The sequence below is a fragment of the Vibrio japonicus genome, assembly GCF_024582835.1.
Classification (GTDB): Bacteria; Pseudomonadota; Gammaproteobacteria; order Enterobacterales; family Vibrionaceae; genus Vibrio; species Vibrio japonicus.
The window spans coordinates 1,068,751-1,088,163 of sequence record NZ_CP102096.1; the positions used below are offsets into that span (position 1 = coordinate 1,068,751).

Genomic DNA, 19,413 nt, shown 5'->3' on the forward strand with positions numbered 1-19,413 from the left:
CGCTCAAGTCACTGACTGATGAACTTTACTTGTGCAGCAACCTGCCTAATCTAATCCGACGCTTTTGCCAACTTCGAACAACAGAGTATCGCCACAAGGCTTTGATTCCGAAGTAACCCAATATGGCAGAAGCAACACCGCATATTAAGCAACCCAAAAGAAATGGAGGGCCAATAGTGCTCATTTGCGCAATGATAAAGTCCCATGAAAGTTCAAAGTGGAAAGGTTGTGGAGGAACATGCATCACCCAAGCGCCGATTTTGTAGGCGAAGTAAAACAGGACAGGCATCGTAATTGGGTTGCTGACCCACACAAGTGCGACAGAAAGTGGGAGGTTCACACCACAGGCAATAGCCAGTCCTGCTGACATGATCATTTGGCTTGGTAAAGGTACAAACGCCATAAATAGACCAACGGCAAACGCACCCGCTGCGGATCGACGATTTAGACACCACAGGTTTGGGTTGTAAAGTACATTGCCAAAAATCTTTAATGCCTTTTGACGCTTTATCAATTCATGGTCAGGCATAAAGCGCTTTATGAACTTTCTTGGCATAGTGGAAGATGACTCTCTATTTAAATTACTGGACGCTTACTTCGTTCTTGATTGTTATATTTACCGCACCCATGTGGCCTGCAATGCCAGATTGGATTTGGCTAGCTCCGTGTTTTGGCTGTTTGGTCGTCTCACTCAAGCTTAATCGTCTACGAGTGTTAATCGGTCCTAGTATAGCGTGTGCTGTCATATTGATTCACGGCAACCTACTTCAACACCAAACCAATGAGCTATTCAAAGCAGAACAGAATATTATCATAAATGCCGAGGTTGACAGCTTTTTTAAGCAAATAAGTCACGGCTTTCAGGGCATAGTTGTAGTTAGATCAATTAACGGACGAAAATTAAACGCATTCGAGCAGCCTAAAATATGGCTAGTTTCACCGAATCAGTTAGAAATTGGAGACAAGTTGACCACTCAGATGGTGATCAAGCCGATTACTGGCCTAATGAACGATGTCGGTTTTGACGCTGAAAAACACGCATTAGCGAAAGGAGTGATTGCCAAAGGGACTATCCGTCACTCAACGAGTTTCTATTTCGTCCGGTCTGGCTCGTTGCGACAGGTGATTTTTTCTCGGGCGTCAGAACAAACCTCCCGATTGGACAATGGGCCACTAATCGAAGCGCTATTGTTTGGGATGAGACACAGAATTTCGGACGAAGTTTGGGAGCGTTTTAAAGGTGCTGGGTTGAGTCATCTTATTGCGATTTCCGGGCTTCATATTGGCATTATTTTTGGTGTGGGATGGTGGGCAGGCCGAATTTTGTTGACGATAAGTCCTCGCATGTTTTTTGCGCCTGTCTTGATTGGTTTGTCGTTGGCGATGCTGTATGCGTGGTTAGCAGGATTCTCGATCCCAACACGCAGGGCGTTACTGATGTGTGTATTGTTTAGTGCACTTCAGTTTAGTGGTCGATATCTCCCGCTGCTTATGAAATGGCTCGTGGTGTTCGCGGCGTTATTAGTGATGGAACCATTCTCAACGCTAGACATGGGGCTGTGGATGTCGATGAGCGCAGTCGGTACTATATTTATCTATCTCGCGGTCAAGAATAGAACACGACGCGGTGTTGGTTTGGCGATTGAAATTCAATGCTTTATTGTGATTGCGATGTCTCCGATCGTGGCGGCACTTTTTCAGGGAATCAGTCTGAGCTCGGTCCTGTATAATTTGCTCTTTGTCCCTTGGTTTAGTTTTGTTGTCATTCCTATCGCATTTTTGTCGTTGCTCGTTTCTCTATGGGATTCTAGCTACGCTATGACCTGGCAGCTTGTGAATTTAACGCTCGAGCCCGTGGTTTTCCTCTCCTCTTTCTCCCACTTTTCTTGGTTGTCGTTGTCAGCGTTTCACATCACACTTCTTTCTGCTTTCGCCATTATTGTGTGTTTGTCGATTTGGTTAAACCGTCAGGCTCTTGTTTTGGGAATAGGGATTGCAGCGTTTGCCACTTATGACTGGAAACCGACCCCGTTATGGGAATTAGTCGTGTTGGACGTGGGTCATGGACTGGCTGTCGTGGTGATTCAAGGCCGCCGAGCGCTGGTTTACGATACTGGACCGTCTTGGGAGGGTTCGGGCATCACTCAACAAGTCGTTATTCCTTATTTGCAGGCAAGGGGGATTGATTCTCTCGATTTCTTTATCGTGAGCCATTTTGACAATGATCATGCTGGTGGCTGGGAGGAAATTGAAGGAACAATGAACTCAAGCGTATTCGTCTCCAGTCAACATCGAACGGGTAATGCTGAATGCGTGGAAGGTGCATCATGGGAGTGGGGGGATTTAACGCTAGAAGTGCTTTGGCCGCCCAAGCTCGTGCCAAGAGCCTATAATCCTCAGTCTTGCGTTGTAAAACTAACCAGCAGACAAGCACCATTTTCAGTGCTTTTGCCCGGTGATATTGAATCGATAGCCGAATGGTTATTACTACGAAACAAAACCAGACTAGACTCGGACATTCTCCTTGTTCCACATCATGGCAGCAAAACCTCTTCACTCCCTCAGTTTATTGACGCGGTATCTCCAGATTATGCAATAGCTTCTACGGCGAAAGTAGGGCGGTGGGCATTGCCTGATGCGTCGGTTGTCGCTCGATACGAACAGAGAGGCGTTATCTGGAAAGAGACGGGGCGTTCCGGTCAAGTGACGGTTGAATTTTATCCAGATGGTTATCAAGTAGAGGCGCTAAGAGAGAGTAAAGGACGTGCTTGGTATAGGCAGATGCTACGTAAGGGGGTAGAATAGGCAGATTATTGTAAGAAAAATAAGCAGTTCTATGTCACTCAATAAAGACGAAACCACTTGGCAAACCTTTAAACGCTTGTGGGTATATATTCGCTTGTATAAAGCGGGTTTGGCGGTTGCCATAGTGGCACTGATTATCAATGCCGCTGCTGACACTTACATGGTGTCCTTACTAAAGCCGTTGCTGGATGAAGGCTTCGGTAACGCAGAATCTGAATTTTTCCGTATATTGCCGCTTATCATTTTAGGAATGATGATTGTACGTGGACTGAGTAGTTTTGTTTCCTCCTACTGCTTGAGTTGGGTTTCCGGCAATGTCGTTATGTTGATGCGAAGAGGCATCTTCAAACAATTTATGCATATGCCTGTCTCTTTCTTTGATAAAGAGTCCACTGGCGGTTTACTTTCACGTATCACTTACGATTCGGAACAAGTTGCAGGGGCGACAAGCCGAGCGCTCGTCAGTATTGTACGCGAAGGGGCGAGCATTATTGGCTTGTTGACGCTAATGTTTTGGAATAGTTGGCAATTGTCACTGGTTCTTATCGTTATCGCGCCAATTGTGGCATGGGCTATCGGATTTGTTTCTAAACGCTTCCGTAAGATTTCTAGAAACATGCAAGACGCAATGGGGCGTGTGACGTCTTCTGCTGAGCAAATGCTTAAAGGGCACAAAGTTGTTTTAAGTTATGGTGGTCAAGATCTCGAAAGCCAACGCTTTGACGCTGTGAGTAACCAAATGCGCCAGCAGTCCATGAAGTTGGTCGCTGCAAAGTCGATTGCCAACCCTGTTATTCAGGTGATCGCGTCTTTGGCTTTGGTTGTTGTCCTTTTCCTAGCGAGTGTTGAAGAAATTCGTAGTCAGCTAACTCCAGGTACATTTACCGTTGTATTCTCGGCAATGTTTGGTCTTATGCGACCACTTAAAGCGCTGACAAACGTAACATCGGATTTTCAACGTGGTATGGCAGCGAGCCAGACCTTGTTTGCGTTGATGGACCTTGAAACGGAAAAAGACAAGGGCACTTACGAAACAGATCGTGTTCGTGGGGACGTGGAAGTTAAAGATGTGACATTCACTTATCAAGGCAAAGAAAAACCAGCACTACGCGATGTTAGCTTTAAAATTCCTCAAGGAAAGAGTGTTGCGCTGGTAGGTCGCTCTGGCTCTGGTAAGAGTACCATCGCGAATCTGTTTACCCGTTTTTATGATGTGGACTCGGGCAGCATTATGCTTGATGGGCATGATGTTCGTGATTTCAAGTTGAAGAATTTGCGCTCTCACTTCGCATTAGTCTCTCAGAACGTGCATTTGTTTAACGACACCATCGCCAATAACATCGCTTATGCTGCTGAAGAAGAGTACAGCCGTGAACAGATAGAAGAGGCGGCACGTTTAGCCTATGCGATGGACTTTATTGAGCCTATGGAAAATGGGCTCGATACGGTGATTGGTGAAAACGGCGCGAGTCTCTCTGGTGGGCAAAGACAACGTATCGCTATTGCTCGTGCATTGCTAAGAGATGCGCCAGTTTTGATCTTGGATGAAGCGACGTCTGCGTTAGATACAGAATCAGAAAAAGCTATCCAGTCGGCGCTCGATGAATTGCAGAAAGATAAGACGGTTCTTGTGATTGCTCACCGCCTATCCACCATTGAAAACGCAGATGAAATTCTTGTTATTGATGAAGGTGAGGTTGTGGAGCGTGGTGATCACCAAACGCTTATCGCGAAAGATGGTGCGTACGCGCAACTACACCGTATTCAGTTTGGTGGATAAGCGTGATTGAAAAAATCTGGTTTGAAAACCACCCGATAAAATATCTGATGTGGCCAGTACTTTGGCCACTTAGCCTTTTGTTTGGTGTGATCAGCCGTTCAAGACGCAATAAGTTTCAATCAGGTGAGAAGGAAAGCTATCGTGCACCTGTGCCCGTTATTATTGTCGGAAATATTACTGCTGGCGGTAACGGCAAAACTCCCGTTGTTATATGGCTTGTAGAGCAATTGCAGCAACTGGGTTATAAACCAGGTGTGGTATCCAGAGGTTATGGTGCGAAAGCGCCGAGCTATCCGCTACTCGTCGATGAAAACACATCAACGAAACACTGCGGTGATGAACCAAAGCTGATTTATAAACGCACGTCATCGCCGGTTGCAGTCTCCCCCGTGAGAAGCGAAGCCGTCAAAGCGCTTTTGCCGCTTGGTGTTGATGTCATTATTACGGATGACGGTCTGCAGCACTACGCCTTGCAGCGCGACATAGAGATTGTTGTTGTGGATGGGCAACGCCGCTTCGGTAATGAATCACTTATCCCTCTCGGCCCGCTGCGTGAAAGTGTGGAACGTCTGAACGAAGTTGATATTATCATCACTAATGGTGGGTCAGCGAAAGCGGGTGAAGTCGCCATGTCGTTGTCACCAAGCTTAGCGGTGAATTTGAAAAATCGACAGAAAATGCCAGTGAGTCAGCTGACTAACCTTGTGGCGATGGCTGGGATTGGTCATCCCCCTCGCTTTTTCAATACGTTAGAAACACTAGGTGCGAAGGTGACTTTTGCCCAAGGGTTTGCTGACCATAAAGATTTTGTACCGTCAGAATTAGATGCCTTGTCTCAACGTGGAGACCATCTGATCATGACTGAGAAAGATGCTGTAAAATGCGCTGATTACGCGAAAGACAATTGGTGGTATTTGCCCGTAACCGCGAGCTTTTGCCGCGAAGATGAGCAGCGCATTTTGAACAAAATAAAAGAGGTTAAGGAAAAATATGGATCACCGTCTGCTTGAAATCGTCGCATGTCCTGTATGCAAAGGTAAGCTAACTTTTGATAAAGATAAGCAAGAATTGATCTGCAAATTTGATCGCTTAGCTTATCCAATCAAAGAAGGGATTCCAGTGTTATTAGAGCCTGAAGCTCGTCAAATGAGTATGGATGAGGGACGATAATGTCATTTACTGTTGTTATCCCAGCGCGTTATCAATCAACACGCTTGCCGGGTAAACCACTGGCTGACATTGGTGGTAAACCGATGATCCAGTGGGTTTATGAGCAAGCGATGCAGGCGGGTGCTGAACAAGTCATTATCGCGACAGATGATGAGCGTGTAGAACGCGCGGTTAAAGCGTTCGGTGGTGACGTTTGTATGACTTCTCCTGATCATGAGTCTGGTACAGAGCGCCTAGCAGAAGTGGTGAAACTAAAGAACATTCCTGATGATCATATTGTTGTTAATGTTCAAGGTGATGAACCGCTGATCCCGCCGTCTATTATTTCTCAGGTGGCTCACAACTTAGCGTCTTGCCAAGCGCCGATGGCAACATTGGCGGTGGAAATCTCTGACGAAGAAGAAGTGTTTAACCCCAATGCGGTTAAAGTGCTGGCTGATAAAGATGGTTACGCTATGTATTTTAGCCGAGCGACGATTCCTTGGGATCGCGATAACTTTGCTAATGGAGCGAAAAACGTCGTTCATCCTTTGATGAGGCATATTGGCATATATGCTTACCGCGCTGGCTTCATTAATACCTATATCAACTGGGAACCGACTGCGCTGGAAAAAATTGAGTGCTTAGAGCAGCTTCGTGTACTTTGGTACGGAGAGAAGATCCATGTCGAAGTCGCTAAAGAAGCGCCAGCGGCTGGTGTTGATACGCCAGAGGATCTCGAGGCGGTTAGAAAGCTGGTAGCAGCACAAAAGTAACTACAAGCGGATAGCGACGATAAGAAAACAAAAGGCCCAAGATGGGCCTTTTTAGTTTTAGCTAACTTTAACTGAGGTTAGTTAGTGCTATCAGATTTTTCCGTCGTACTCGTTTCTTTTGGGACAGGTACCTAAGATTTCTCTTCTTCCAGTGTCTTTCACCTCCTCCAAAACCACACTGAAGCCCCACAAGCGGTGAAGGTGTTTAAGGACTTCTTCGTAGCTGTTATCTAGCGGAATACGATCGTGAGGGACGTATTGAAGCGTCATAGAGCGATCGCCTCTCACATCGACATTGAAGACTTGAATGTTAGGCTCTAAATTACTGAGGTTATATTGCGCCGCGAGCTTTTCTCGAATGGCTTTATAGCCGCTTTCATCATGAATCGCGCTCACTTCAATGTAGTTCTTCCTATCATCATCTGTGATGGCGAACAGTTTAAAGTCTCGTATCAGTTTGGGTGATAAATATTGGCTTATGAAACTTTCATCTTTGAAGTTATGCATTGCGAAATGTACCGCTTCCAGCCAATCTGTCCCTGCTAACTCAGGAAACCACTCTTTATCCTCATCCGTAGGCTCTTCACAAATTCTTCGGATATCACGAAACATAGCAAAACCGAGTGCATAAGGGTTTATGCCATTGAAGTAAGGGCTATTGTACGGAGGTTGAGCCACAACACTGGTGTGGCTGTGAAGAAACTCAAGAATAAATCGTTCGCTGACGATTCCCTCGTCATACAAATGATTCAAAATAGTGTAATGCCAAAATGTTGCCCAGCCCTCGTTCATAACTTGAGTCTGCTTTTGAGGGTAAAAATATTGGCTGATTTTACGAACGATTCTTACGATCTCTCTTTGCCACGGCTCTAAAAGAGGGGCGTGTTTCTCAATAAAATAGAGAATATTTTCCTGAGGTTCAGACGGGAATCTCTGTTTAGACTCTTCTGACAATGCCTTCGATTTTGGAACGGTTCTCCAAAGATCGTTGACTTGAGATTGCAGGTAAGCTTCTCGCTCTTCCTGACGCATTTTTTCTTCCGCTATCGAAATTTTTTCTGGGCGTTTGTAGCGGTCAACGCCAAAGTTCATCAGTGCGTGGCAAGAGTCCAGAAGCTCTTCCACTTCTTTAACGCCATATTTCTGTTCGCATTCGGCAATATAATTTTTTGCAAACAATAGGTAGTCAATGATCGAGCTAGCGTCAGTCCAAGTCTGGAAAAGGTAATTGCCTTTAAAGAACGAATTATGGCCATAACAGGCGTGCGCCATAACCAAGGCCTGCATCGTCACCGTATTTTCTTCCATAAGGTAGGCGATACATGGGTCTGAGTTGATGACGATTTCGTACGCTAATCCCATCTGGCCATGTTTATAGCCTTGTTCAGTTTGGATGAACTTTTTACCAAATGACCAGTGGTTGTAATTAATAGGCATACCGATACTAGAGTATGCATCCATCATTTGTTCTGACGTAATGACTTCAATCTGATTTGGATAGGTATCAAGACGATAGTGAGCAGCCACTCTTTTTATCTCTTTGTGATAACGCTCCAGTAAGTCAAACGTCCAGTCTGGGCCGTCAGGTAATCGCTTATCCTTGGTTGGATTTACTGTTTTTTCTGACATAGTTGCCTCCCTAAGCGGTTTCCTTTCTGAAGAGCTCCCTGAACACAGGGTAAATATCTTCGACGCTGCGTATGTTTTTCATCGCGAAGTTGCTGTAACCGCCTTCGAGTTTTTCGTACTCGTGCCACAACGTTTGATGAGAGCGGCGAGTAATTTCTATGTATGAATAGTACTGGCAGTTTGGCAGTAGGTGCTTGGTCAGCAATTCACGGCAACGCGGGGAGTCATCAGCCCAGTTATCACCGTCGGAAGCTTGTGCCGCGTAGATGTTCCATTCTTGAGTTGGGTAACGATCTGCCACGATTTCTTTCATGAGTTTCAGCGCGCTGGATACAATGGTTCCCCCTGTCTCTTGAGAATAGAAAAACTCATGTTCGTCGACTTCTTTCGCTTGAGTATGGTGGCGTATAAAAACCACATCGACATTTTCGTATGTGCGATTAAGGAAGAGGTAGAGTAATACGTAAAAGCGCTTGGCAATATCTTTCGTTGCCTGATCCATTGAACCAGAAACGTCCATCAGGCAAAACATCACGGCTTGGCTCGATGGAATAGGGCGACGTTCATAATTCTTAAAGCGCAAATCGAATGTATCGATGAAAGGCACGGATTCAATACGCTGGCGAAGCTCTTTGATTTCATTTTTCAAACGCTGCTCTTCAAGCATTTGAGCGGGTTCGCTTCTTTTTACTCTTTCTAACTCATCTTCGAGTTCTTTTAATAGGCGTTTTTTACCCGCAGTCATTGCCGTACGACGTGCGAGCGATTGTTGAAGTGATTTGACGACGGAGATATTGGCGGGCACGCCCGCGGTTTGATAACCCGCGCGGTGGGTCTTCCATTCAGTGATTTTGTTAATTTGGTTTTTTTCTAGATTCGGTAACTCAAGATCTTCAAAGAGGATGTCTAAGTATTCGTCTTTTGAAATTTGGAAGACAAAATCATCTTGACCTTCGCCGTCTGGGCTGGCGTCGCCATCACCCGAGCCACCGCCTTGACCGCCACCTTTTGGGCGTTCAATTTTATCACCAGTGATAAATTGGTCATTACCTGGGTGCACACGCTCTTTAAGACCACCAGAGCCTTGATGGAAAATCGGCTCTTTAATGTCCTTGTGCGGAATCGAAACATCTTCGCCTGTCTCAGTGTTTGTAATTGAGCGGCGATTAACAGCGTCCGCAACAGACTCTTTAATTTGTTCCTTATGACGACGTAAGAATCGTTGGCGGTTTACCGCACTCTTATTCTTACCATTCAGTCGTCGATCAATAAATTGCGCCATGAGTCACCCCTTTTCCGTACATGCATTTGAGGCGCATGTTTAAATCATGCAATCAGCCTTCTATCAGAGCCAGTCAGCCCTGATAGAAGTTTCATGGGCTCTCCACTACTTTAAATAGCGTAGTTGAGTTAGGCGGTTACTTCTAAATTTATGATGATTTACGTACACGTAAATACCACTCAGAGAGTAAACGTACCTGTTTCTCGGTATAACCTTTTTCCATCATACGGGCGACAAAATCGTCGTGTTTTTTCTGATCTTCAGATGACGTTTTCGCATTAAAGGAAATAACCGGTAGCAACTCTTCCGTATTGGAGAACATTTTTTTCTCGATAACTGTGCGTAGTTTCTCGTAGCTGGTCCAAACCGGATTTAGGCCATTATTGTTGGCACGAGCACGTAGCACGAAGTTAACGATTTCATTACGGAAATCTTTAGGGTTACTGATGCCTGCTGTTTTTTCTATTTTCTCCAACTCATTGTTTAGTGCAGAACGGTCAAATAGCTGGCCGGTTTCTGGATCTCTGTACTCTTGGTCCTGAATCCAGAAGTCAGCATAGGTGACATAGCGGTCAAAGATATTTTGGCCGTACTCAGAGTATGACTCTAGGTAAGCGGTCTGAATTTCTTTGCCGATAAACTCCACGTATCGAGGAATCAAGTACCCTTTAAGGAACTCTAAGTATCGTTCAGCGGTTTCTTGAGGGAACTGTTCACGTTCGATTTGTTGTTCAATCACGTAGAACAGGTGCACTGGGTTCGCGGCCACTTCACTTTGGTCGAAGTTGAAAACTCGCGATAATATCTTGAACGCGAAACGGGTCGATAGACCAGACATCCCTTCTTCTACACCCGCGAAGTCTCGATACTCCTGATAACTTTTCGCTTTCGGATCGGTGTCTTTCAATGTCTCACCATCATAAACGCGCATTTTTGAAAAAATGGACGAATTTTCAGGCTCTTTGAGTCGAGACAAAATACTGAATTGAGAAAGTAATTCTAAAGTACTTGGCGAACACGGTGCATTTGATAGCTCTGAGTGATCAAGCAGTTTTTGGTAAATTTTAACCTCTTCAGACACTCGCAAGCAGTATGGAACTTTCACGATATATACACGGTCGAGAAACGCTTCGTTGTTCTTGTTATTTCGGAATGTCTGCCACTCAGATTCGTTGGAGTGGGCGAGGATCATTCCGTCAAATGGAAGGGCAGATAAGCCTTCTGTACCGTTATAGTTACCTTCTTGTGTTGCAGTTAGAAGTGGGTGTAGCACCTTAATCGGCGCTTTGAACATCTCTACAAACTCCATTAAACCTTGGTTTGCACGACATAGGGCACCTGAGTAGCTGTAGGCATCAGGATCATCTTGTGAATAATGTTCTAATTTACGAATATCCACTTTACCAACAAGCGATGAGATATCTTGGTTGTTTTCATCACCGGGCTCTGTCTTAGCGATAGCAATTTGGTCGAGAATTGAAGGGCGTACTTTCACCACTTTAAATTTGGTGATGTCACCACCAAAATCATGCAATCGTTTCGCAGCCCAAGGCGACATAATTGAGCGGATGTAGCGTTGATCAATACCATATTCACGTTTTAAAAGATCACCATCTTCATTTACGTCAAATAAGCAAAACGGATGATCGTTAACAGGGCTTCGTACACCATTAGCAGTAAGTACATAGATGGGTACTTGCTGCATTAATGCTTTTAGTTTTTCTGCCAACGATGATTTACCGCCCCCAACCGGGCCGAGTAAGTACAAAATCTGTTTACGCTCTTCTAAGCCTTGCGCTGAATGCTTTAGGTATGACACGATTTGCTCAATAGCGTCTTCCATACCATAGAAATCTTTGAATGTTTCATATCGTGAAATGACGCGGTTTGAGAAAATTCTGCTCAAACGTGGATGATGCGCTGTATCAACTATCTGAGGCTCACCAATAGCCATTAATAGACGCTCTGCGGCATTTGCGTAAGCACTTTTATCGTCTTTACATAGCGTCAAGAATTCTTGTAAAGACAACTCTTCATCCTTGGCGGCTTCATAGCGTGCTTGGTAGTGGTCGAAAATACTCATAATGAATTCCCCTCTGAACTTGTCTTATCGACAATCAACCCGCAAAAGAAAGCTATTCCTTCCTTTTCTAAGACTAGTTTAATTTTCGAATTCTGCTTAAAAAATATGTGTTTATTTGAAAATTTTGACGTGTAAGTGCATCTTGCAAATAAATAAATCTAGTGCTTATGGGTAGGATAGGGGTGCAATAACTTACAGTTGAGTGTGAATACAAATACACCGAGATCGTACGTAAGTGAATGATAGCTTTTAAGGTAGAGAGGGGCGGAATGTGAAAATTTAATGACATACCGTGAATAAGCAGTAGGCTGCGGGAAATGGCAGCCTACGTTAGAAAAGCTTATGCGCTAAGGATTTGTCTCAGTTCATTGGCACATAGGTGATATTGACGTGGGCAATTGTGCCAAACCGCCAGCATTCTTTGGTATTTTTCAAGCATTGGCATTTGTGCATTGAAGTGGTGGTCAGCTTTATCAAACTGAGCGTACAAACCTTCAGATTCAGTCAAGAAGCGTACGTAGTTAACGAGTTGTGATTCAGTTGCAATGTCGAAGCCAAGGAAATTTAATCGACGCTGATCCACGTCTGAACGCTCAGAGGCATCCAGCAGATTATTTGACGCCTGCATCGCGTGGTACATTTCCATAATATCAATAACTTGTCGGCAAGCTTCGTCGTTTAAGTGCCCGAAATCTTTATCCAGCTCACTCATTTGCAGCTCATAACCGCGTTCTACAATGGATTGCAGTCGCTTATATTTTGCCGCGTTTTCTGGATCCAACTGTGACATCAGAAAGTATTGGTTAGATAGGATCAGGCGTTGAGCATTGGTCATTTCCATAGTGGCCTCACAAAAATAATCTAGTACATCTTTAATGTGCTTAGGTTATCTTTTGATGCGTTACTGAAACATGATCTCAACACATGTTTAATATGAAAAGTGCAAAGAAACAGCAGAAATCTTGATCATTTTTTGTGGTAGTGATTGTAAATGTAATCCCTATCGGAAAAGACGCGTAACCACTCAGGTTTGAACACAGAAAACATCGCTAAAGACATACCGTTGAGTAATCCTTCAGGAAACGCGAGTAAGGGGACAAAAACTAAGTAATTATCAACAATGGTCGTCCAGTCATACGTATCGAGAATGACGTGATACACAGAGTTGGTGAGCAAGTGGAAGCTGCCTGTAATGGCGCCATTGAAGAATCCCGCAACGAAGATAAACACAAAAATATTGCGAGGTAAAAATCGGTAACTTAGTAGGAATACGATGTAACTCGTCCCGATTGGGAGCAGACAAGAGAAAATCAGATATTCAGGGACTTGCGAAAGGGAGAGCGTGCCAGTCAGGCAGAGAGTCAATGAGACAACAATGGAGATGGCATAGGCGCTTCGCCAACCGTACATCAGCGCAAGTGTTGTAAGCGCGAGAAAGTGGATGGAAAGTCCTTCTTTCACTCCAGCCTGAGCTGACCATAGTACCGTCAACGCAAAAATGACCGCAAAGGTCAGATGTTGGAAAGCGCGTTCTGCACGAAGTTTAGGGAGGAGTACTTGCGCAACATCTCGCCAGATAAAACCGAGTGAGCCTAAAACAATGACGAAAGCGAATAATTGGTTTAGTAGCACGTTATCCCCAAAAAAATACCAGCCGATAAAGACTGGTATTTTTTACGAAAAGGTAACGAGATGGTATCAGTATTTTACATTTGAGTGATACTGCTCAAGGATTGAGACTACATTGTCCATTGTTTCTTTGGTTGGTGGATTCACACCCTCCAGTGGATAATCATGACCCAGAGCTTCCCACTTGTGAGCACCTAGTTTGTGGTAAGGCAGCAATTCGACTTTTTCGATGTTATCCATGTCTTTAATGAATTCGCCAAGCATGTGCGCTGCTTCTTCGTCATCGGTGTATCCTGGTACAACAACGTAACGAATCCAAGTTTTCTTGCCAACTTTGTGTAAATATCTGGCGAAATCTAATGTGCGTCTGTTTGAAACCCCAATAAAGTCGTGATGAATCTCATCTTTCATGTGCTTGATATCGAGCATAACTAAGTCAGTCGCTTCCAAAACCTCATCGATCACTTCAGTATGTTTTCGGATGTAGCCATTAGTATCCAAACATGTGTGGATGCCTTCTGCTTGGGCTGCTCGAAAGAAATCACGTACAAACTCGGGTTGCAGCATCGCCTCACCACCAGAACATGTCACGCCACCACCAGAAGCGTTCATAAAATGACGGTAGCTTTTTGCTTCTTGGATGATTTCATCTACTGTCACTTCTTTACCGCTATGGGTATCCCAAGTATCACGATTATGGCAGTACATACAACGCATAAGGCAGCCTTGCATAAAGACAATGAAGCGAATGCCAGGGCCATCGACTGTTCCACAAGATTCGAAAGAATGGATACGACCAGTTGTTGACATGAGTAGTTCTCTCACAAAGGATTTGTACGTTATTTTATTACAAAAAGTATGGTTAAAATAGTAATACCCGCATAAACAAGTGACGTTAGTGGTCAAAAGAAAGCAAACAAAGATAAACTGCCCGTACCATACGCTATACGTGGTGCGTTTTTAAAGTCAGGCGTTTTGATTGTGGTGCTTAAAGCAATGCCAACACCTTGATTGTAAATAACAAAGCCCGCGACTCCAACCGCTTGTATGTTCTCTAATTCGACATCGTAAATACTAGGGTCAGGAATATTGGGATTATCTTCTATACCGGATCTGTCCCCTTCGATTGTGGCATCATTAAACCGATAACGCCCTTTTACTCCCGTATAGAAGAACCACTCTGACTCAGAAAATCCAAGCATCCCAGCTCTAAAGGGGTGCTCACTATCAATGTTTCCTGCCCCCAAGTTGTCTGATAGATGAGAACCCCAGCGAACCATAAAGCCTGTTGAAACATCCGAGCGAAAATTGCCTATATTTGCTTCGGAAACGTTAGAAAGTTCCCATTCGAGATTATTAGAATCTTGGGTGCGGTTCAGATTAAAGTGAGCTAGATAGCCTACGCTTCCCACGATTGCGTTGTCTATCTGGTATTCCCATCCATCAGGTTTTTTTGCGGGAGTAACTTTATGAACGAAGTCTTGTGAGGCATCTGCGAAGGAATGTTCACCTGTCGTACCGATTGTGACGTTAATGCGTTGGGCCTGTTGTGGGTGCAAACTTATGTAGTTAAATTCTGCATGTAAATAGCCTGCGTATGGGCGGTCATTAACCAAAGGAAAGTTAGCTTCCAGATCTTCTGGCGTATAAATTTTATGCCCAAGAGTGAATTCCAGCTTGTCAATTGATGAACCTTTCCAATTAGATAAACTCAGAGTCTTTAGCAAGCCTTTGGAAACAAAAGGGCGAGAAGTATAGGTAAGGAAAAGGCCACTCGTATAGTCTCTATCGGTGCTGTATAAGCCATCATTGTCGAAGGTAACCGAGAAAGTTGAGTGCTCTGAGCCCTGACTAAAGAAGGGGGCTAGCGATAAAACAACAAACAACGCAACATTAGCTTTTATTTGCATACGTAAATCTCAACTTGAAAAGGGCCGAACTCACCCGAGATACTCATTCTTTTAAGATAGGGAGAGGGCTTCGTGGTTGTCAATTTACGCGAAAAATAGAAAGCCCCGCGAGTGCGGGGCTCAAAAGTACCATCAACTGAGATTATAGAGACTCAGTGAACGTACGTGCGATTACATCTTGTTGTTGCTCTGTTGTTAGAGAGTTAAAACGTACAGCGTAACCAGATACACGAATTGTTAGCTGAGGGTACTTCTCAGGGTGCTTAACGGCATCTTCTAGCGTTTCACGGTTAAGAACGTTAACGTTTAGGTGTTGACCACCTTCTAGCTTGCCAGCTTCGTGGTGGAAGTAACCGTCCATTAGGCCTGCAAGGTTAGCACGTTGGCTAGTCTCTTCTTTACCTAGTGCGTTAGGTACGATAGAGAATGTGTAAGAGATACCATCTTGAGCGTCAGCAAACGGTAGTTTCGCTACTGAAGTTAGAGAAGCTACAGCACCTTTCTCGTCACGACCATGCATTGGGTTTGCACCAGGAGCAAATGGAGTACCAGCGCGACGACCATCCGGTGTGTTACCTGTCTTCTTACCGTATACCACGTTTGAAGTGATAGTAAGAATTGACTGAGTAGGAACCGCATCACGGTAAGTCTTAAGCTCACGGATCTTATTCATAAACACAGATACAAGTTCACAAGCGATGTCATCTACGCGAGCATCGTTGTTACCGAATTTAGGGTAATCACCTTCGATTTCAAAATCGATTGCTAGACCATCTTCGTCACGAACTGGTTTTACTTTTGCGTATTTGATCGCTGATAGAGAGTCAGCGGCAACAGATAGACCTGCGATACCACATGCCATTGTACGCTTAACGTCACGGTCATGTAGAGCCATTAGAGACGCTTCGTAGCTGTACTTGTCGTGCATGAAGTGGATGCTGTTTAGTGCAGTCACGTACTGCTTAGCTAACCAATCCATGAAGTGATCCATTTTTGCCCATAGCTCGTCGTAATCTAGGTATTCACCTTCGATCTTGTCCATCTTAGGACCAACTTGAATCTTCAGCTTCTCATCGATACCGCCGTTGATGGTGTAAAGCATCGTTTTAGCAAGGTTCGCACGAGCACCGAAGAACTGCATTTGCTTACCAACAACCATTGGAGATACACAACAAGCGATAGCGTAATCGTCAGAGTTCATGTCTGGACGCATTAGGTCGTCGTTTTCGTACTGGATAGATGAAGTATCGATAGATACTTTCGCACAGAAACGTTTGAAGCCATCAGGAAGCGCTTCAGACCAAAGAACAGTGATGTTTGGCTCTGGAGAAGGACCCATAGTGTATAGGCTGTTTAGGAAACGGAAGTTAGAACGCGTTACTAGCGTACGACCGTCCAGACCCATACCACCCATTGATTCTGTTGCCCAGATTGGGTCGCCAGAGAATAGCTCATCGTACTCAGGAGTACGTAGGAAACGAACCATACGTAGTTTCATTACGAAGTGGTCGATCATTTCTTGAGCTTGATCTTCTGTGATCTTACCTGCAGTGATATCACGCTCGATGTAAACGTCTAGGAATGTAGAAGTACGACCTAGAGACATTGCAGCACCGTTTTGAGATTTAACAGCCGCTAGGTAGCCGAAGTAAGTCCATTGGATAGCTTCTTGTGCAGTTTCAGCTGGGCGAGAAATATCGAAACCGTATTTCGCAGCCATTTGCTTGATTTGACCTAGAGCGCGGTGTTGCTCTGCAATTTCTTCACGAAGCTGCATAGTCATGTGAAGGTCTTCGCCGTTCTCGAATTTCTCTTGAAGAGAAGTGAACTGAGCCAGTTTGTCCTTCATTAGGAAGTCGATACCGTAAAGTGCAACGCGACGGTAGTCACCGATGATACGACCACGGCCGTATGCGTCAGGAAGACCAGTTAGTACACCAGATTTACGACATGCAAGGATATCAGGAGTGTAGATATCGAAAACACCAGCGTTGTGTGTTTTACGGTATTCTGTGAAGATTTTCTTAACTTGTGGGTCTAGTTCGCGGTCATATGCTTTGCATGAACCTTCAACCATGCGAATACCACCGTTAGGGATGATCGCACGTTTTAGAGGCGCTTCAGTTTGTAGACCTACGATAGTTTCAAGATCTTTTTCGATGTAGCCTGCATCGTGAGCAGTGATGGTAGAGATAACAGATGTATCAAAATCAACAGGTGCGTGCGTCGCGTTTTCCTGTTTGATACCTTCCATTACCTTAGCCCAAAGCTTATTGGTAGCTTCAGTACCTTCAGAAACTAGGAAAGATTCGTCGCCTTCGTACGGTGTGTAGTTCTTCTGAATGAAATCACGAACGTTTACTTCGTTTTGCCAATCACCTTCAGCAAAACCTTCCCAAGCTTTAGCAAATTGCTCTGCCATGACATACCTACCTTTTTAGTAGAAAAAACACGTACCTGTCGGACCGTTGAGCCAGCCAGACTCCCATTTCTGGTTTGATACACTCTAAATGAATAACAATATGTATAGTCTCAATTGCTCTGCACTGAAAGTGGTCATAAAACTATATATATTGTCACTTACCTTAATGGACTCTCTTAACTTGTTAACAAGCATAAGTTAAAAAAAAATCGCAAACCTTAAACTAAATCAATAAATCATCAAAATTTTCGATAAAACTAGGGTGGCAATTATAGCCACCCTAGTTGTTTTTATCTTACAGCCAAGCTTGCAGGCCATATTGGCTTTCTAGCATACCAACTGCAAGCATTGCAATTAAACAGATAACAAGCACGCCACCTGGAATTACGACCCTATCGACAAACGAAAGTTTCGCTGCACGTGCTTTGTCACCAATGAGACCGTTGTTATCGAGTAGCATGGTCAAAGCCCAAGCAAGTACCGGGTTAACAACCGCTGAACCAAAAATACAGATACCAGCAGCTTGTGAATCTTTCGTGTCACGCACCATTTGCATACCTGCTTCCAATAGAGGAAGGAATACACCAACAAGCAAAGCAACACGCATGACAGGTGGCCATACTGCAACATCCATTGGGAAACCTAAAATAGCAATCGTCATTACCAACAGGCCTAGAATGATGGCACCACCAGGGATAGGACGTTTAGCAATCGCCGCTGGGATCATGTAAGTCCCCCAAGAGGAAGTAATGTTACCACCACCTAAAGCCGTACCGACCATTTGGCGCACTGAACACATCGTCATGGTATCGTCCACATCCATTAGAACCTTGTCAGTTTTCTTAGGGTAGTTTAGCTCTTGGAAGATACGGTGACCTAGGAAGTCAGGAGACCACATAGCAACAGCAAGAATGGCAAACGGCAGCGATGCGATAAAGTGCTGCAGGTTTGGTAAGCCAAGCTGCCAACCTGTTTCAGTACTGCCCCACCAATACACAGGATTTAGGTTAGGTAATCCCATTTCTGTTTCGAAGCGAAGGTCGAAACCAGCACCCAGTACCAGTGCGATGATCAAACCTGTGAAGGCACATACCGGAATGGCCAACCAACGCTTGTTGATTTTTGCCAAGAACGCGTAAAGGACAATGTTGATACCCAGTACAACCAAGCCCACATAACCCATACTGCCTGCTGCTACTTCAGTAGACTGCAACCCAGTTGCCCATGTTTGGATGGAAGTAATTTGGCTCATAGTACCTGTGAAGCCAAGGAATATGAGCAAGCCGCCTGCGGTACCTTCAGACGTTAAGTTAACTAGCTTAGAGCCGCCTTTAAAGTAACTAAGCAGTAAACCAAAAACACCAAGCAGAATTGCCAAAGCCAGAGGGTGAGCACCAGCAAGAGCAATAGCACCGATAAGAGGGATCATTGGGCCATGGTTACCAGCAAGGTTGGCTTTTGGGTTAATAAATCCAGATGCTAATACACAGAAAAACAATGCTGGAAACAGCATTTCTACACGCGCTACCTCAATCGCAAATTCTTTGCCAAGGTTCACGTGATCCCATGCAGCCGTCAGGCCATCAGCCCACGACATCATTACCGCAGAGTACATTGCGATAATGCCAATCGTACCCGCTAATGCTGGTACTAAGTCCTCTAGTTCAAATCGAAAATCTCGACCAGGAAGGTTCAATCCAAAGCGGCGTGGCTTCATGATCTGTAATTCATGGTCTAGGTAATCACTGCGGCTGGCAAACTCAGATGCCGGGCGGTGCAGCTCTTGATAACTCTTATTCTCGATATCCGAATCAGAGTGCGGTTTGTTGACTGCGTCTGACATAGATTCCTCATATATTGAAAAAGTTAATAAATTGTTAATAAGTCGCCATTGTTTTTGTTGTTTGGCGTTCTTGTAAAACTGTGGCTAACACTCTGCGTTTTGTTA

The 19,413-nt window shown here is 44.6% G+C and carries 15 protein-coding genes; 5 read left to right on the top strand and 10 right to left on the bottom strand.

What is annotated here, in order from left to right:
* Positions 1-25: 25 nt before the first annotated feature.
* A complete protein-coding gene (locus NP165_RS05180) occupies positions 26-556 on the bottom strand; it encodes a DUF2062 domain-containing protein (protein ID WP_257085251.1) in 531 nt (176 codons plus the stop codon).
* Positions 557-639: 83 nt separating this feature from the next.
* On the opposite strand from NP165_RS05180, the gene NP165_RS05185 reads away from it, so the two are divergent.
* The 5 genes from NP165_RS05185 to kdsB are packed head-to-tail and all read left to right on the top strand — an operon-like array spanning position 640 to position 6,510.
* Entirely contained in the window at positions 640-2,805 is a 2,166-nt protein-coding gene (locus tag NP165_RS05185; RefSeq protein WP_257085252.1) for a DNA internalization-related competence protein ComEC/Rec2, read from the top strand.
* Between the two features lie 31 nt (positions 2,806-2,836).
* On the top strand, positions 2,837-4,585 hold the full coding sequence (gene msbA / locus NP165_RS05190) for a lipid A ABC transporter ATP-binding protein/permease MsbA (protein WP_257085253.1): 1,749 nt from the start codon (positions 2,837-2,839) through the stop codon (positions 4,583-4,585).
* Positions 4,586-4,587: 2 nt separating this feature from the next.
* Positions 4,588-5,595: a tetraacyldisaccharide 4'-kinase gene (gene lpxK / locus NP165_RS05195; protein ID WP_257085254.1), complete on the top strand. Its 1,008-nt coding sequence runs from the start codon at positions 4,588-4,590 to the stop codon at positions 5,593-5,595.
* The gene (locus NP165_RS05200) at positions 5,576-5,755 is read left to right on the top strand and encodes a Trm112 family protein (RefSeq protein ID WP_053395656.1); all 180 of its coding nucleotides are present in this window, start codon (positions 5,576-5,578) and stop codon (positions 5,753-5,755) included. The genes lpxK and NP165_RS05200 overlap by 20 nt, the downstream gene beginning before the upstream one ends.
* Positions 5,755-6,510, top strand: coding sequence for a 3-deoxy-manno-octulosonate cytidylyltransferase (gene kdsB, locus NP165_RS05205; protein ID WP_257085255.1), 756 nt, complete (start codon positions 5,755-5,757; stop codon positions 6,508-6,510). Before NP165_RS05200 ends, kdsB begins: the two co-directional genes overlap by 1 nt.
* A 90-nt stretch (positions 6,511-6,600) precedes the next feature.
* Here the strand turns inward: kdsB and NP165_RS05210 are convergent, their stop codons facing one another.
* The 9 genes from NP165_RS05210 to NP165_RS05250 all read right to left on the bottom strand — a co-directional run bounded on the left by NP165_RS05210 (position 6,601) and on the right by NP165_RS05250 (position 19,308).
* Entirely contained in the window at positions 6,601-8,139 is a 1,539-nt protein-coding gene (locus NP165_RS05210; protein ID WP_257085256.1) for a SpoVR family protein, read from the bottom strand.
* 10 nt (positions 8,140-8,149) lie between these two features.
* Positions 8,150-9,421, bottom strand: a complete 1,272-nt coding sequence (locus tag NP165_RS05215) for a YeaH/YhbH family protein (RefSeq protein ID WP_257085257.1) — start codon at positions 9,419-9,421, stop codon at positions 8,150-8,152.
* Positions 9,422-9,569: 148 nt separating this feature from the next.
* Positions 9,570-11,504 carry a PrkA family serine protein kinase gene (locus NP165_RS05220; protein ID WP_257085258.1) on the bottom strand — a complete coding sequence of 645 codons (1,935 nt, stop codon included), beginning with the start codon at positions 11,502-11,504 and terminating at the stop codon, positions 9,570-9,572.
* Positions 11,505-11,844: 340 nt separating this feature from the next.
* Entirely contained in the window at positions 11,845-12,345 is a 501-nt protein-coding gene (locus tag NP165_RS05225) for a YfbU family protein (protein WP_257085259.1), read from the bottom strand.
* A 125-nt stretch (positions 12,346-12,470) separates the two neighbouring features.
* Positions 12,471-13,136, bottom strand: a complete 666-nt coding sequence (locus NP165_RS05230) for an energy-coupling factor ABC transporter permease (protein WP_257085260.1) — start codon at positions 13,134-13,136, stop codon at positions 12,471-12,473.
* Between the two features lie 66 nt (positions 13,137-13,202).
* A complete protein-coding gene (gene pflA / locus NP165_RS05235; protein ID WP_257085261.1) occupies positions 13,203-13,943 on the bottom strand; it encodes a pyruvate formate lyase 1-activating protein in 741 nt (246 codons plus the stop codon).
* A 92-nt stretch (positions 13,944-14,035) separates the two neighbouring features.
* Positions 14,036-15,043 carry a lipid A deacylase LpxR family protein gene (locus tag NP165_RS05240; RefSeq protein ID WP_371133692.1) on the bottom strand — a complete coding sequence of 336 codons (1,008 nt, stop codon included), beginning with the start codon at positions 15,041-15,043 and terminating at the stop codon, positions 14,036-14,038.
* A gap of 142 nt (positions 15,044-15,185) precedes the next feature.
* Positions 15,186-17,465: a formate C-acetyltransferase gene (gene pflB / locus NP165_RS05245; protein ID WP_257085262.1), complete on the bottom strand. Its 2,280-nt coding sequence runs from the start codon at positions 17,463-17,465 to the stop codon at positions 15,186-15,188.
* A gap of 295 nt (positions 17,466-17,760) precedes the next feature.
* Positions 17,761-19,308, bottom strand: coding sequence for a DUF3360 family protein (locus NP165_RS05250; protein WP_257085263.1), 1,548 nt, complete (start codon positions 19,306-19,308; stop codon positions 17,761-17,763).
* Positions 19,309-19,413 lie beyond the last annotated feature (105 nt).

What these genes read in the sequence shown, in the direction of transcription:
- NP165_RS05210 (WP_257085256.1), bottom strand. Translation starts at nt 8,139, where the DNA reads ATGTCAGAAAAAACAGTAAATCCAACCAAGGATAAGCGATTACCTGAC.
- msbA (WP_257085253.1), top strand. Translation starts at nt 2,837, where the DNA reads ATGTCACTCAATAAAGACGAAACCACTTGGCAAACCTTTAAACGCTTG.
- NP165_RS05185 (WP_257085252.1), top strand. Translation starts at nt 640, where the DNA reads ATGCCAGATTGGATTTGGCTAGCTCCGTGTTTTGGCTGTTTGGTCGTC.
- pflA (WP_257085261.1), bottom strand. Translation starts at nt 13,943, where the DNA reads ATGTCAACAACTGGTCGTATCCATTCTTTCGAATCTTGTGGAACAGTC.
- NP165_RS05250 (WP_257085263.1), bottom strand. Translation starts at nt 19,308, where the DNA reads ATGTCAGACGCAGTCAACAAACCGCACTCTGATTCGGATATCGAGAAT.
- NP165_RS05180 (WP_257085251.1), bottom strand. Translation starts at nt 556, where the DNA reads ATGCCAAGAAAGTTCATAAAGCGCTTTATGCCTGACCATGAATTGATA.
- pflB (WP_257085262.1), bottom strand. Translation starts at nt 17,465, where the DNA reads ATGGCAGAGCAATTTGCTAAAGCTTGGGAAGGTTTTGCTGAAGGTGAT.
- NP165_RS05240 (WP_371133692.1), bottom strand. Translation starts at nt 15,043, where the DNA reads ATGCAAATAAAAGCTAATGTTGCGTTGTTTGTTGTTTTATCGCTAGCC.
- NP165_RS05215 (WP_257085257.1), bottom strand. Translation starts at nt 9,421, where the DNA reads ATGGCGCAATTTATTGATCGACGACTGAATGGTAAGAATAAGAGTGCG.
- NP165_RS05200 (WP_053395656.1), top strand. Translation starts at nt 5,576, where the DNA reads ATGGATCACCGTCTGCTTGAAATCGTCGCATGTCCTGTATGCAAAGGT.
- NP165_RS05220 (WP_257085258.1), bottom strand. Translation starts at nt 11,504, where the DNA reads ATGAGTATTTTCGACCACTACCAAGCACGCTATGAAGCCGCCAAGGAT.
- NP165_RS05225 (WP_257085259.1), bottom strand. Translation starts at nt 12,345, where the DNA reads ATGGAAATGACCAATGCTCAACGCCTGATCCTATCTAACCAATACTTT.
- kdsB (WP_257085255.1), top strand. Translation starts at nt 5,755, where the DNA reads ATGTCATTTACTGTTGTTATCCCAGCGCGTTATCAATCAACACGCTTG.